The following is a 14,532-nucleotide window of genomic DNA, read 5'->3' on the forward strand; positions in this document are numbered from 1 at the left end:
ACTCTCCGTGAGAGGGGCAAATCGCCGGAGCGGCCGGCCCATCGTGACGCTGCTGGCGAACATCGCCACCGGCGTGTCACGAGAAATCCGGCATCTCCCTCGATAACGTAGGCGGATCTCCCAGGGAGACCGGGCAAGTCGGCACGATCTACCCCTGTGGTCTGGTGGAATCTAGTGCTGTGAGTGCTCAGACCTGGCGGTTGGTGCGACGAGGGGGCGGGGGGCCCGCTGCGCCTCCTGTGCTGGATGAGCACCAGCGTGCCGTGGTGGCCCATCAGGGCGGCCCGCTGCTCGTTCTCGCAGGTCCGGGCACCGGCAAGACCACCACGATCGTCGAGAGCGTGGTCGAGCGGATCGAGCGGCGCGGCGTCGACCCCGAGCGCGTGCTCATCCTCACCTTCAGCCGCAAGGCCGCGGAGGAGCTGCGCCGGCGCGTCACCGGCCGCCTGCGCCGCACCACCCGCTCCCCCCTCGCCCTGACCTTCCACTCCTACGCCTACGCGCTGCTGCGCCGCGAGTGCCTGCTGGCGGGCAAGGCCCCGCCGCGTCTGCTCACCGGCCCCGAGCAGCTGCTGGAGATCCGCCGGCTGCTCCACGGCGAGCTGGAGCGGGGCGCGCCCGACTGGCCCGCCTCGCTGCGCGAGCCGCTGAAGACGCGCGGCTTCGCCGAGGAGCTGCGCGACTTCCTGTCCCGGGCCAACGAGCGCGGGCTGGACGCCGAGCGGCTGGTGGCGCTCGGCCGGCTGCACGGGCGGGCCGACTGGGCCGCGGCCGGGCGTTTCTCCGAGCGCTACCAGGACCGCTTCGACCTGGCCCCCGAGGAGACCTACGACTACGCCGAGCTGGTCGGGGCGGCCTCCGCGCTGCTGACCGACCCGGAGGTGCGCGAGCGCGAACGGGCCGCGCACGACGTGGTGTTCGTCGACGAATATCAGGACACCGACCCGGCCCAGGAGCTGCTGCTGGCCCAGCTCGCCGGCGACGGCCGCGACCTGGTCGCGGTGGGCGACCCCGACCAGTCGATCTACGGGTTCAGAGGCGCCGACGTGCACGGCATCATGAAGTTCCCCGAGCGGTTCAAGACCCGCGACGGGCGCGAGGCGCCGGTGCTGGCGCTGCGGGTGTGCCGCAGGAGCGGGGCCGACCTGCTGGAGGCATCGCGCCGGGTGGCGGCCAGGCTGCCGGTCGCGCCCGCGCCCGAGCACGACCAGCGCCACGGCCACCGCGACCTGGTGCCGCTGCCCGACGCCGACGCGGGCGACGTGCGGGTGCTGCTGGCCGACAGCGTCAGCCAGGAGGCCGCGATCGTGGCCGACACGCTGCGCCGCGCCCACCTGATCGACGGGGTGCCGTGGCACCGGATGGCGGTGCTGGTCCGCTCGGCCCGCCGCCAGGTGCCGCTGCTGCGGCGGGCGCTGGTCAACGCCGGGGTGCCGACGATGATCGCGGGTGACGAGGTGCCGATCGCGCAGGAGCCCGGCGTGCGGCCGCTGCTCACCATGCTCCGCGTGGCGCTGGATCCGGCCGAGCTCGACGAGGGGGTGGCCGAGGAACTGCTGACGGGGCCGCTCGGCGGCACCGACATGATCGGTGTACGCCGCCTGCGCCGCGCCCTCAAGATCGCCGAGAACGAGGCCGTACAGGCGGGCGACACGGGCGACGGCGACGAGCCCGGCACCGGCGAGCCCGGCACCGGCGAGGAGACCGGCGAGGAGGCCGGCCCGGGTGGTGAGGCGAGCGCCGGCGTCGACACCGGCGACGGCCCTGAGTCCGGCGACGACCCTGAGCCCGGCAGCGGCGACGAGCCGGGCGGCGGTGACGAGGAGGCGGAGGTGCCGTCTCGGAGTGGGGCGCGGTCCTCTGGGGAGTTGCTCGTCGCGGCCATCAAGGACGTGCGGGAGCTGACCCGGATCGAGCCCCACGTGGCGCTGCCGGCCGAGCGGGTGGCGAAGCTGCTGGCCACCGCGCGCGAGGCCGCCAGGCAGCAGGGCACCGCCGAAGACCTCCTGTGGGCCGTCTGGGACGGCAGCGGCCTGGCCGGGCGGTGGGGCGAGCTGAGCCTGTCGGGCGGCCCCAGGGGCGCGCAGGCCGACCGCGACCTCGACGCCGTCGTGGCGCTGTTCGACCACGCGGCCAAGTTCGTCGACCGCATGCCCATGGCGGGCCCCGAGGTGTTCATCGACGACCTGGCCGCCCAGGAGATCCCCGGCGACACGCTGGCCGACCGCGCCCCCGACGGCGACGCCGTGCGCGTGCTGACCGCCCACCGTTCCAAGGGCCTGGAGTGGGACATCGTGGTGGTGGCGGGCGTGCAGGAGGGCGTGTGGCCCGACCTGCGCCTGCGCGGCTCCATGCTGGGCGTGGAGGACCTGGTGGAGGTGGTCGAGGGAGCCAAGCCCAACGCCGCCTCGCTGGCCTCCAAGCTGCTGGCGGAGGAGCGCAGGCTGTTCTACGTGGCCGCCACCAGGGCCAGGCGCAGGCTCGTGGTCACCGCCGTGGGCGGGGAGGACACCGACGAGCGGCCGTCCAGGTTCCTGTCGGAGCTGATGCCGGGCGCGGTCGAGTCGGCCACGGTCGACGACCGGGCCCGCTGGCTCACCATGTCCGCGCTGGTGGCCGACCTGCGCAGCGCGGTGACCGACCCCACCAGACCGGCCGTCGTGCGCAGGCGGGCGGCCCGGCAGCTGGCCCGCCTGGCCGCCGCCGGGGTCCAGGGCGCCCACCCCAACGACTGGTACGCCCTGACCCCCATCTCCGACGACCGCCCGCTGAGCTGGCCCGGCGACATCGTGAACATCTCACCGTCGGCGGTCGAGAGCTTCACCAAGTGCGGCCTGCGCTGGCTCCTGGAGACGGCGGTGGGCGCGGCCGGCACCAGCACCGCGCAGGGACTGGGCAACATCATCCACGCCCTGGCCGTGCTGGCCGCCACCGACCTGCCCAGCGAGGACCTGCTGGGCGACCGCCTCGACCAGATCTGGAACGAGCTCGACTTCGGCGGCGTCTGGTACAACCGCAAGCAGCGCCAGGTGGCCGAGCAGATGATCGGCAAGTTCCTGCGCTGGCACAAGGAGAATCCGCGCGAGCTGGTGGCCCTGGAGGAGGCGTTCACGGCGATGGTGTCGGAGGGCGTGCAGATCAAGGGCCGGGTCGACCGCGTCGAGCGCGACTCGGAGAACCGGGCGGTGATCATCGACCTCAAGACGGGCGGCTCCAAGCCCAAGGCGGGCGACCTCGACCGGCACCCGCAGCTCGGCGTCTACCAGCTGGCCGCGCTGCTGGGCGCGTTCGCCAGGCACGGCATGACCGAGCCCGGCGGGGCGGCGCTGCTCCAGCTCGGCAAGGCGGCGGGTAAACATGACGCTCTGGAGCAGCAGCAGGGCGCGCTGGCCGACGACAAGGATCCGGGCTGGGCCAAGGACCTGGTCGACACGGTGGCGATCGGCATGTCGGGGCCGTTCTTCCAGGCGAAGGTCAACGACGGCTGCCGTACGTGCGCGGCCAGGGCCAGCTGCCCGGTCAACGACAACGGGGGCCAGGTGTGCTGACCCCGGCCGAACTCGCCGGCAAGCTCGGCATCCTGCCGCCCACCCCCGAGCAGGCGGAGGTCATCGAGGCCCCGCTGGAGCCGATGGTCGTCATGGCCGGCGCCGGCTCGGGCAAGAGCGAGACCATGGCCGGGCGCGTGGTCTGGCTGGTCGCCAACGGCCTGGTCAAACCGGAAAACGTGCTGGGCCTGACGTTCACCCGCAAGGCCGCCGCCGAGCTGGCCACCCGGGTGAGAGAGCGGCTCAACGGCCTGGCGGAGGCCGGTCTGGTCGAGCCGGGCTCGCTCGACACCGAGCCGACCGTGTCCACCTACCACGCCTACGCCGCCCGCCTGGTCACCGACCACGCGCTGCGCGAAGGGCTGGAGCCGACGATGCGCCTGGTCACGCCGGCCGTGTCGTGGCAGCTCGCCTCCCGGGTGGTGGCGATGTACGACGGCCCGATGGACAAGATCGAGCTGGGCCCGCCGTCGGTCACGGCCGCCCTGCTGGAGCTGGCCGGAGAGCTGTCGGAGCACCTGCGCTCACCGTCCGACGTGCGCCGGGTGGGGGAGTGGTTGCGCGAACGGCTCGACCTGCTCCCCGGCCGCACCACGCTCGCGCAGCGCAAGCCGGTGAGCGTCCAGGCGGCCAGGGAGCAGCTGCTGCCGCTGGTGCGGGCGTACGAGCGGCTCAAGCGCGGGCGTGAGGTCATCGACTACGGCGACCAGATGTCGCTGGCCGCCAGGATCGCGGCCGGGCACAAGGAGGTCGGCGAGATCGAGCGCTCCCGCTACTCCGTGGTCCTGCTCGACGAATACCAGGACACCAGCCACGCCCAGCTCGTCCTGCTGCGCTCGCTCTACGGCGGCGGCCATCCCGTCACCGCCGTCGGAGACCCGTGCCAGTCCATCTACGGCTGGCGCGGCGCCTCGGCCGGCAACCTGCGCCGCTTCCCGCGCGACTTCCGCACCGCCTCCGGCGACCGGGCCCCGGTCCGCCAGCTCAGCGTCAGCTTCCGCAACGGCGACCGCGTCCTCGACGTCGCCGCCCGGGTCCAGCTCCCGCTGCGGATGGAGGCGAGAGAGGTGCCGGTCCTCATCCCCGGCCCCAACCGGGTCGACCGGGGCCGGGTCACCTGCGCCTTCCACGAGACGGCCGAAGACGAGGCCAGGTGGATCGCCGACGGCATCGCCAGGATCCTCGGCCAGGAGGTCGCGCCCGACGGGCTGCCGTGGGGCGAGAAGGAGCGCAAGAAGACGCTCGCCGTCCAGCCGCAGGACGTCGCGGTCCTGGCCAGGAAGCGCTCGCAGTTCCCCGCGCTGCGCAGGGCGCTGGAAGACCGCGACATCCCGGTCGAGGTGGTGGGCCTGGGCGGCCTGCTGACCGTGCCCGAGGTCAACGACATCGTCGCCACGCTGCGCGTCCTCTACGACCCGACGGCCGGTGACGCGCTGGCCCGGCTGATGGCCGGGCCCCGCTGGCGGATCGGCCCCGCCGACCTGCGGGTGCTGGGCGAGCACGCCAGGGAGCTGGCCCGCGAGCTGAGCGACAGCCACCGCGAGAGCGACCCGCTCGACCAGGTGGTGGCCGACCTGGCCGAAGAGCGCGGCAGCCTGGTCGACGCGCTCGACGAGCTGCCCGACAGGGAGGCGTGGCTGGAGTCGTTCTCGCCGCTGGCCCGCACCAGGCTGGTGGCGCTCGCCCACGAGCTGCGCCAGTTGCGCGCGCATACCGCGCAGCCGCTGCCCGACCTGATCACGGAGGTCGAGCGCAGGCTGGGGCTCGACATCGAGGTGGCCGCGCGCAGCGGCGCGGTGGGGGCGTTCGCGGCGCGGGCCGACCTCGACGCCTTCCTCGACGCGGCCTCCAGGTTCGCCGGCGACTCCGAGGACCCGACGCTGGGCGCCTTCCTCGCCTACCTCCAGGCGGCCGAGAGTGAGGAGTTCGGGCTGGAGGCGGGCCGGGTCGGCGAGAGCAACAGCGTCAAGCTGATGACCGTGCACGCCTCGAAGGGCCTGGAGTGGCCGATCGTGGTGGTGCCCGGCCTGTCGCAGCTGGTCAGCTCGAAGGGGACGATCGCGACCGGCAGCATGTTCCCCGCCACGCCGGTCATGAACAGCCGCTGGACGGAGAATCCGCGCAAGCTCCCCTACGCCCTGCGCGGCGACGCCGCCGACCTGCCCCGGCTGGGCGGGCTGAGCAAGGAGGAGCTGGCGGCGTTCGACGAGCACTGCCGCGAGCGCGACCTGATGGAGGAGCGCAGGCTCGCCTACGTGGCCGTGACCCGCGCCCACTACCACCTGATCGCCTCCGGCTACCGCTGGGGCACCGCGACCAAGCCGCTCGCGCCCTCCGACTTCCTGCTGGAGATCCGCGACACCGCCGACCGGGTCTCGTTCTGGGCCGACGACCTGGCCGAGGGCGCCACCAACCCGCTGCTGGCCGAGCCGGCCGAGGCCGTCTGGCCGGTCACGCCCGAGGGGCTGCGTTACGAGTCCGTGCTCGACGGCGCCCGCCTGGTCGAGGACGCCCTGGCCGGCACGCTGGGCGACGACGACGAGGACGAGCCGCTCAAGTCGTACGAGGAGGAGCGCCTGCGCGCCTGGGACCGCGACACCGACCTGCTGCTGCGTGAGCGCGAGCTGCACCGGCGCAGGCCCGCGACCACGGTCGAGCTGCCGGCCAAGCTGACCGTGTCGTCGCTGGTGACGCTGGCGGCCGATCCGCGCGAGCTGGCCCGCAGGATCCGCCGGCCTGTCCCGGTCAAGCCGGCGCCGCTGGCCCGGCGCGGCACCTCGTTCCACAAGTGGCTGGAGACGCGGTGGGAGCAGCAGCGGCTCATCGACGACCTGGAGCTCTACGACGAGGAGCTCGAAGAGGCCGATGTGCGGCTGGCGGAGCTGCAGGAGCGGTTCGAGGAGAGCGAGTGGGCCGACCGGCGGCCGATCGACCTGGAGGTGCCGTTCGAGACGATGATCGCCGACCGGCTGGTGCGCGGGCGGATGGACGCCGTCTTCGAGCGGCCCGGCGGCGGTTACGAGGTCGTCGACTGGAAGACCGGGCAGCCGCCGCGCGGCAAGGCGGCCAAGGCCGCCACCGTGCAGCTGGCGGCCTACCGGCTGGCCTGGGCCCACCTGGCGGACGTGCCACTGGAGGAGGTGGGGGCGGCCTTCCACTACGTGCGGGCCAACCGCACCGTTCGGCCGGTCGATCTGCTCGACGCCGACGGTCTGATGGCGCTGATCGAGCGGGTCAAGCTCGTAGATGACGGAACGCGGGCTTCGGGTGCATGAGGAAGTCGTGGTGGGAGATGTTCCAGGCGTAGGCCCCGGCCATCGCGAAGACCACGGTGTCCCCGACGCGCAGTGAAGTCTCGATATCTCGGGCGAAAACGTCTTTCGGGGTGCAGAGCTGGCCGACGAGCGTGACCGGCTCGCCCACGGCCTGGCCCTTGCCCGTGGGGAGGACCGTGAAGGGCTGGTCGTGCCCCTTGGTGGCGGGCGTGCGCAGGTGATGGGTGCCGCCCAGCAGCACCGCGTACGCCCGGCCGCGCACCCGCTTCACGTCCACGACCTTCGTCACGTAGTAGCCGCAGTAGACGGTCAGGGCCCGGCCCGGCTCGATCCGCAGCCGCCTGCCGCGCCCCAGCTCCGCCAGCCCGGCCCCATACGTCGCCCAGTCGAACCTGCTCTCGGGCCTCTCGTACGACACCGCCATCCCGCCGCCCAGGTTGACCTCCTCGTACGCATTGTCCAGCAGCGCCCGCGCCAGCCCGAGCAGCTGACCGGCCTCCAGCCCGCTGGCCAGGTGCGCGTGCAGGCCGCGCAGCCGGACCCGGTCGCCGAACAGCGGCAGGCACTCCGCCACCCCGTCCTCGTCCATCCCGAACGGCCCGCTCATCGTCAGCGCCGCGCCCTCGACCGGCAGATCGGGGTTCAGCCGGAGCAGCACGTCGGCCTCGACGCCCGCGGCGAGCAGGCGGCGCAGCTCGTTCGGGGACTCCACGTGCAGCCGGTGGTGCGGCAGCCGCAGCTCGGCGTCGGTCTTGCCGGGCCCGCCCAGCGCCACCGGCACCCCCGGCAGCAGGCCGGTGACGTGCGCGTGCTCGCCCGCCGACGACACCTCGAACCCGTCCACGTGCCCGGCCAGGACGCGCAGCAGTTCGGGGTCGGGGTTGGCCTTGACGGCGTAGTACAGCTCCGTGGGGCCCAGCGCCCGCCGTACGGACGCGACGTGCTCGTCCAGCGCGGGCAGGTCATAGAGGTAGGCGGGCACCTCGGGAAGGCGTGCGGCGGCCTCCTGGACGCGCGGGGTGATCATGCGAGGGGGTTCGCGATCGGGACGTAACCGGCGGCGCGGTCGGCCGCCCTGGCCCAGCGCACGCCCAGGTTCGCCTTGGCGGGCAGCGGCGCCCCCGCCAGCAGGTCGGACAGCGGCAGCGGCCGGCCCAGCTCGTCCGCCTGGCGGTCGAGCACGTCGCGGGCGATCCGCCACAGCTCGCGCAGCAGCTCGTCGTCGGTTCCCGCGACCGTGGCGGCGATCTCGGTGAGGTGGTTGACGAGCAGGCAGTAGACCACGCGGGCCCAGCCGCGACCGGCGTCGTAGGTCAGGGCGCCGGCCACCTCGGGGGGCAGCCCTGACAGGTCGTGCCGGCCCGCGACGAGCTTGGTGCCCTCCAGGTCGCGGAAGACGGCCTGCACGGGGGTGCCGGAGGAGTCCAGCCCGACCAGGACGTTCTGCAGGTGGGGCTCCAGCACGACGCCGTGCGTGAAGTACAGCTCCAGCACCGGCGGGGCCACCACCGTCACGTACGCCCGCCACCACGCGAGCGGATCCGTCACCGGGGCGTCCACGGCGAGGGCGGCGGCCAGGACCGGGGTCACGCCGGGGGAGCAGGCCGCCCAGGGGCTCCGCCGGACGATCACACCGAGCCCCTCGCGCAGCCTGATGCCGAGGCCGGCCGACCGGTAGCCGGGCTCGGGCAGCCAGCGGGTGCCCGGATGCGCGGCGGCCGTCAGGTCGAAGAGGGGCGCGAGGCGCCGGGTCAGCTCGACCGCGCCGGCCAGCTCGTACCAGGCGTTCTTGCGTACGCAGTTGGTGATCCGCACGTCCAGGGAGAACTTCAGGCAGACCCCCGCGTCCTGGGCGTACACCGTCCGTACGGACGAGGTCGGCGTCACCACCGGCCCCGGCCCCAGGTCGATCAGCTCGGGTCCGAAGGCCGGCCGGAGCAGGTCGAGCTGCCACGGGTGCGCGGGCAGCACCCGGTAGCCGTCGGGGGCCTTGCCCATCGCGTCCAGCGCGCCGGGGTCGCCGCCCTCGTCCAGCACGTCCTCCCGTACGCCGAGGAGCCGGACGGGGAACGCGGCGTGCGCCTCGGGCGCGTACCGCAGCCAGTCGCCGCCGCCGCGCGCCTTGGGGCTGGGATGGAACGGGTGCCCGTACACCAGCGCCTGCTCCGAGGCCAGCCACGGATCGGCGGGCGGCGCCGCCTCCGCCCTGGCCGCCAGGATCGCGGCCACGGCCCGCCTGCTGGCCGCCACCTGCCCGGCGAACTCGCCGTTGTGCCCGCGCGGCGCGACGCCTCCGCGCTCGGCCCCCTCGGCGGCGTGCCGGCCCAGTTCGGTCTCGACCAGGACGCCCAGTTCGGTCTCGACCAGGACGACCAGCTCGTCGCTCGTCAGCGGCCGCCACGCGCCGGACTCCAGCCGCTCGGGCCGGCCCTCGAAGCGCAGCGCCGCGCCGCCGGAGGCGCGGGCCCGCAGCAGCGTCCCCGCCACCCGCAGCAGCAGGTACGGCGGCGCCGGCCACACCAGGCCGCGCGGCCCGGCCACCTCCCGCACGCAGCAGCGCAACAACGCCGCCAGCGTCGCCTCCTCGGCCAGGCCGGAAGGCGCGCCGGCCGGCGGGTCAGCCAGAGCACCGGCCAGAGCGTCAGCCGGCGCGTCGGCCGGTGCTTCTGTCACACCGGAAAGCACACCGGAAAGCGGGCCGGGAGGCGCGTCGGCCGGAGCTTCGGCGGCGTCGACGGCCAGTCCTCGCAGCATTCAAGCTCTCCTCAGATAGTTGGGCCCGCTGGTGCCGTAGAACTTGTTGACGTCGCGGGCGCCGGAGCGTTCCTTCGACACGAGGGTGCCGGCGGTGATCATGGACTTGCCGGTGAGCCTGACCGCGTCGAGCGTCCGGCCGCGCAGGATCTTGGCCATGGGGTCGTCCCCGTACTCGTCCAGGGCCTCGGCCAGCGTCTCCCTGACCAGGGCGGCCGCGCGGGCGTGCGGCAGGGCGCCGAACGTCACGGCGGCGGCGGCCAGGTGCAGCGTGATCGTGACGAAGACGTCGGCCAGGGCGTGGGGGTCGTCAGTCAGCAGGCGTCCGTCGGCGAAGTCCGGCACCTCGACCCCGGCGGCCCGCAGCCGCGACGGCGAGGCGAGCAGGCCGTCGTTGTCCTTGACCAGCAGGCGCACGCGCTCGCCCTGGAAAAGCAGGGCCAGGTTCTGCTGATGGGCCTCGAGCGCGACGCCGTACCGGACGAAGAGCCGCACGTTCCAGCGCAGCAGCAGCCGCAGGTAGCCGGGCAGCACGTCGCCCAGCTCGGCCAGCACCCCGGGGGCGTTCAGCGCGGCGACCGGCACGATCTTCCCCTCGGGCAGCCGCCTGACCATCCAGGCCAGGTACTCGTGTCCCGCGTGCGCCCAGGTCTGCTCGTCGGCCAGGACCACGTCGGGATCGGCCAGCCGGCGCAGCAGCGTCTCGGCTTTCGCGCCGTCGGCCAGCGTCCCGGGCTTGATCGAGCGCCGGTTCCGCACACCGAGGGTGCTGACGGGCAGGGGCAGCTTGAGATGGAGTCGCGGGCCGACCTCGACGGTGCGCATGGACAGAGTGGGCCGTACGGTGACGGCCGCCCGGTCCAGCACCCGTACCCCGTCGATCTTGCGTACCTCCGCGACGGCCGGCGGATGCACGGGGAACAGCACCTCGTCGGCGCCGACCTCCCACTGCCCGGCCGGCGCGGCGTCGGCGGGAAGGCTTCCAGCGGAGCCCGGCGCGAGCGCGTGGCGCGGGACCGCCGCCCACCGCAGCTCGAACGAGGGCCCGAACTCCGGCGCGTACGCCGGCAGCTCGCTCGCCGCCATCCCCACCCGCGCGCGGGAGGTCGGATAGACCGGATGGTCCACGAACGCGGCCAGCGTCTCGTACGAGGGCCCGGCCCGCAGCACCGAATCGGCCACCTCGTCGTGCAGCTCCAGCGCGGCCAGGGCCGCCAGGCACTCGTCGAAGAAGGCGGCCACCCCCTCCGCGTCCGCCGGGTCGGCGACCTCCGCCAGCGTCTCCAGCACCTGTTCGAGCCCCAGCCGCTCGTCCGGCGCGAGCACGAAGTCCTGGAACAGCACCCCGGGCGTCAGCCGCGCCCACCGCCCGTCGGCCAGCGTCAGCCCGACGCCGTCCCTGGTCCTGGTGATGCGGGAGGCGAGCCGGCCGTAGTCCTCGCGCAGCAGGGCGTTCAGCACGCGGGCGGCCAGGTAGGCCTCCCTGGAGCTCATTCGACCACCCACGGCCGGGCGGCCCGGTAGTTCTGGACGGCCGCGTCCACCAGCTCGCGGGAGGGGCCGACGCCGCGCACGACGCCCAGGTAGTCGCGGTTCGTCCTGGTCAGCGTGACGACGTCGCCCACCTCGCGCAGCGGCCGGTGCCACAGCCGTACGTCGCCGGTGGTCAGGCTCTCGTGCCCCGGCGCCTCCTTGACGATCCCCTCGCGGTCGGCGACGAGGCTGACGGCGCTCCCGTACGCGCTCCCGTGCGTGAAGTCGGGGACGCGCTCCCCGAGATGCACCCGCAGGATCCACTCGAACAAGGGCACCCCGAGCACATCCGCCAGCAGGAAGTCGCAGTGGTCGCCGATCACCCGGTAGTTGACCTCGACGATCCGGGGCCCGCCCGAGGTGAGCACGTACTCGGTGTGGCAGGCGCCGAACCCCACCCCGAGCGCCCGCAGCGCCGCGAGCACGTGCGCGTCCGGCTCGGGCGCCCAGTCGAGCCGCTCCTCGACGAAGTACGGCAGCGCCCCCAGGCTCGTCTCGAACCCGCCGAGGACCCGCAACCCGCTCTCGTCCCCGAGGGTCTCCAGCGTCCGCAGCGGCCCTTCGAGGTACTCCTCGACGACCAGTGCCTCGCCGGGACGCCGCCGCCTGACCTCGGCGACGGCCCGCGCCAGGTCCTTCTCGACCAGCATGACGTCCTCGCTGGCCACCCCTTCGCGCGGCTTGAGCACCACGGGACAAGGCAGGTTTTCTGGTACGGGGTCGCCGGGCCCGAGGCGCAGCGAGAACACCTGCTCGATCCCCGCCTCGGCCAGCCTGCGCCGCGTCAGGAACTTGTTCTTGGCCGTCGCGCACGCCCGCCAGTCCTTGCCGGGCAGCCCGAAGTAGGATGCCGCGAGCGCGGTCTCCGTCTGCAGGTGGTCGGAGTTGGAGAAGATCGCGTCCGGCCGGCCCAGCTGCTCGACGGTGTCGATCAGGGCCCGCGGGTCCCGTACGTCACACGCCACCGCGTGCGGATGCCGCTCCGGGCGATCGGTCAGGATGATCACCTCGCAACCGAGCGCCCGGGCCGCCGGCAGGAAGCCGTCCGTCACGGAGTCGGTCGGTTTGAGCGCGGTCAGGTAGAGCCGCAACGCCAAGGCACCCCCGAGGAATCAGGTAAGGCTAACCTAACTCGTCGATCTTAGCCCCAGAGAGATCACCCCGGTGCCCGGATACCGTAATCACGGGCTAACGGCGAGGTCATAGGATGACATGGGACTCGGGAGGGGGCGGCCAGTGGAGACCGCGGAAGAGCAACTGATCGGACCACTGCTTCTCGCGCGGGGGACCATCGATCGATCCTCGGCGCTGCGGGCCGACGAGGCGTGGCTGGAGCGCGCCTGGTCCGACCCCGCGACCAGGGTGCTGGTGATCGACAACGGCCATACCCTGGTGCGGCGATCGGGAGACGACGTCCAGGCCGTGCTGTTCACGCCGCAGGACGCGCCTCCCGGGCAGCGTTACCTGCTCGGCGTCGAAGATGGGGTCGCCTACTTCGCGGTCGCCGCGCCGCTGCCCGGCGTCTCCACGGGCGACGTCAACGGCCGCCTGACCGTCCCGATGACCCTGCGCGACACCCCCGAGGGCGAGCCGGTGCCGGCCGGGCTGCGCCAGGCCGGCGGCCTGCTCGGCGACCGCGAGGCGGGCCTGCTGGTCTACGCCGTGGCGCTGGAGGCGTGGCACTCGACGCACGAGTTCTGCCCCCGCTGCGGCTCGCGCACCGACGTCTCGGCGGGCGGTCACATCCGGGTCTGCCCGAAGGACTCGAGCCAGCACTTCCCGCGCGTCGACCCCGCCGTCATCATGCTGATCCGCGACGCGGACGACCGCTGCCTGCTCGCCCGCGGGCCGCAGTGGCCGGAGGGGCGGCTGTCCATCCTGGCGGGGTTCGTGGAGCCGGGGGAGTCGCTGGAGGCGGCCGTCGTCCGCGAGGTGGCCGAGGAGGTCGGCATCGCCGTGGCCAACCCGCGCTACCTGGGCAGCCAGCCGTGGCCGTTCCCGCGCAGCCTCATGCTCGGCTTCTTCGCCGAGGCCGTCACCACCACGCTCGTGCCCGACCGGGACGAGATCGCGGAGGCGCGCTGGTACTCCAGGCAGGAGCTCACCGCGGCCCTGGAGTCGGGTGAGCTGCGCCTGCCGCCTCCCGTGTCGATAGCCCGCCGCCTGATCGAAACCTGGTACGGCGGCGAGCTCGTCGGCGACTGGTGACCCGCCTCAGGCCGCTTCGAGCAGCGCCTTGACCTCGCGGGCCGAGGGGTTGGTGCGGACGACCCGGCCCTTCGGCGTCTCGATCACCACGGTCGGCACCACCTGGTTGCCGTTGTTGACGCTCATCACGAACTCGGCGGCAGCAGGGTCACGCTCGATGTCGATCTCGTCGAAACTGATCCCCTCGCGGGCGAGCTGAGACTTGAGCCGCTTGCAGGGGCCGCACCACGTGGTGCTGTAGACCGTGAGCGCCATCTCGGGAAATCCCTCCAAGGTCAGGAAATCAGGCGATCCGTGCAACAACGCGGGGTGCCTGGTTAATCCCGGTTCTTACCCGATGCGCTCGGCGATCCACGCCTGCACCCGCTCGGCCACGCCGGGCTCCCGGTAGAGCGGCGAGCTGTGGTTGATCCCCGGCACCGTGACCACGCTCACCGGCACCCCCACCTGGCCGAGCATCTTCTGCAGCAACTGGCTCTGCACCGGCGGCACGAACTCGTTCTTCGAGTGCAGGGTCAGCATCGGCGCGTCCTTGGGGCTGGCGTGCCAGGCCACTTCCATGCTGGCCCAGATCCGCGAGCACTTGCCCTTGGGCGCGCAGCCGCCGGCCAGCTTGATGGCAGCGGTGCGCAGCCTGCGCTTGTTGGGGTCGGGGCTGTTGTCGCCGTCGGCGTAGGCCCGCAGCGGGGAGATGATCGGCGACAGCCCGACCACGCCCTTGAGCCCGTTGACGCCGTTGCCGTACGTCCCCACCGCCGCCGCGATGTGCCCGCCCGCGGAGAAGCCGACCAGCACGTAGTTACGCGGATCGAACGACCACCTGGCCGCGTGCTTGCGCGCCGCCGCGATCGCGGCCAGCGCGTCCGTCCGCTGCGCGGGCCAGGCCGCCTGGCTGGACAGGCGGTAGTTGAGGTTGAAGACCGTGTAGCCCAGTTCGGCGTAGCTGCGGGTGATCTCCGTCATGTACTTCTTGTCGCCGCTGGACCACCAGCCGCCGTGGATGAGGAAGATCCCGGGCCGGTCCTGGCCGTCGGTCGTCCACCACACGTCCATGCTCTGGCGGTGGTGAGATCCGTACTTCACGGTCTCGACCGCCAGCCCGTCGAACCCGTCGTCGATGACGGAGCTGCTCGCCGTCGGGGCGGGTGTGGGCTCCTTGATCGCGCTCGCGTTGCTCGCGGTCGCGGCGACGGGTGTGAGCACAACGGCTGCGA

At 73.3% G+C, this 14,532-nt stretch carries 9 protein-coding genes; 3 read left to right on the forward strand and 6 right to left on the reverse strand.

Going from position 1 to position 14,532, the window contains the following annotated elements; translation table 11 throughout:
- The first annotated feature begins 239 nt into the window (after nt 1–239).
- Together OIE67_RS55110 and OIE67_RS55115 are read left to right on the forward strand one after the other, a co-directional pair.
- A complete protein-coding gene (locus OIE67_RS55110) occupies nt 240–3,548 on the forward strand; it encodes an ATP-dependent helicase (RefSeq protein ID WP_326635357.1) in 3,309 nt (1,102 codons plus the stop codon).
- Nucleotides 3,542–6,823, forward strand: coding sequence for an ATP-dependent helicase (locus tag OIE67_RS55115; protein WP_326635359.1), 3,282 nt, complete (start codon nt 3,542–3,544; stop codon nt 6,821–6,823). The genes OIE67_RS55110 and OIE67_RS55115 overlap by 7 nt, the downstream gene beginning before the upstream one ends.
- Here OIE67_RS55115 and OIE67_RS55120 read toward each other — a convergent pair.
- From OIE67_RS55120 to OIE67_RS55135, 4 genes are read right to left on the reverse strand one after another with little or no spacing between them, the layout of a single operon-like run.
- Nucleotides 6,783–7,850: a type III PLP-dependent enzyme domain-containing protein gene (locus OIE67_RS55120; protein WP_326635361.1), complete on the reverse strand. Its 1,068-nt coding sequence runs from the start codon at nt 7,848–7,850 to the stop codon at nt 6,783–6,785. The genes OIE67_RS55115 and OIE67_RS55120 overlap by 41 nt on opposite strands.
- On the reverse strand, nt 7,847–9,577 hold the full coding sequence (locus tag OIE67_RS55125; RefSeq protein WP_326635363.1) for an IucA/IucC family protein: 1,731 nt from the start codon (nt 9,575–9,577) through the stop codon (nt 7,847–7,849). Before OIE67_RS55125 ends, OIE67_RS55120 begins: the two co-directional genes overlap by 4 nt.
- Nucleotides 9,578–11,071, reverse strand: coding sequence for an IucA/IucC family protein (locus OIE67_RS55130; RefSeq protein ID WP_326635364.1), 1,494 nt, complete (start codon nt 11,069–11,071; stop codon nt 9,578–9,580).
- A complete protein-coding gene (locus OIE67_RS55135; RefSeq protein ID WP_326635366.1) occupies nt 11,068–12,201 on the reverse strand; it encodes a siderophore biosynthesis protein in 1,134 nt (377 codons plus the stop codon). Before OIE67_RS55135 ends, OIE67_RS55130 begins: the two co-directional genes overlap by 4 nt.
- A gap of 145 nt (nt 12,202–12,346) precedes the next feature.
- Here OIE67_RS55135 and nudC point away from each other — a divergent pair, with 145 nt between their 5' ends.
- Nucleotides 12,347–13,318 carry an NAD(+) diphosphatase gene (gene nudC, locus OIE67_RS55140; protein ID WP_358359883.1) on the forward strand — a complete coding sequence of 324 codons (972 nt, stop codon included), beginning with the start codon at nt 12,347–12,349 and terminating at the stop codon, nt 13,316–13,318.
- 6 nt (nt 13,319–13,324) lie between these two features.
- Here the strand turns inward: nudC and OIE67_RS55145 are convergent, their stop codons facing one another.
- The gene (locus tag OIE67_RS55145; RefSeq protein ID WP_106240949.1) at nt 13,325–13,573 is read right to left on the reverse strand and encodes a mycoredoxin; all 249 of its coding nucleotides are present in this window, start codon (nt 13,571–13,573) and stop codon (nt 13,325–13,327) included.
- Nucleotides 13,574–13,648: 75 nt separating this feature from the next.
- The gene (locus tag OIE67_RS55150; protein ID WP_326635371.1) at nt 13,649–14,521 is read right to left on the reverse strand and encodes an alpha/beta hydrolase; all 873 of its coding nucleotides are present in this window, start codon (nt 14,519–14,521) and stop codon (nt 13,649–13,651) included.
- Nucleotides 14,522–14,532: the final 11 nt, after the last annotated feature.

It is taken from the genome of Nonomuraea fuscirosea, from assembly GCF_035917475.1.
In the GTDB taxonomy this organism is placed as follows: Bacteria; Actinomycetota; Actinomycetes; order Streptosporangiales; family Streptosporangiaceae; genus Nonomuraea; species Nonomuraea fuscirosea.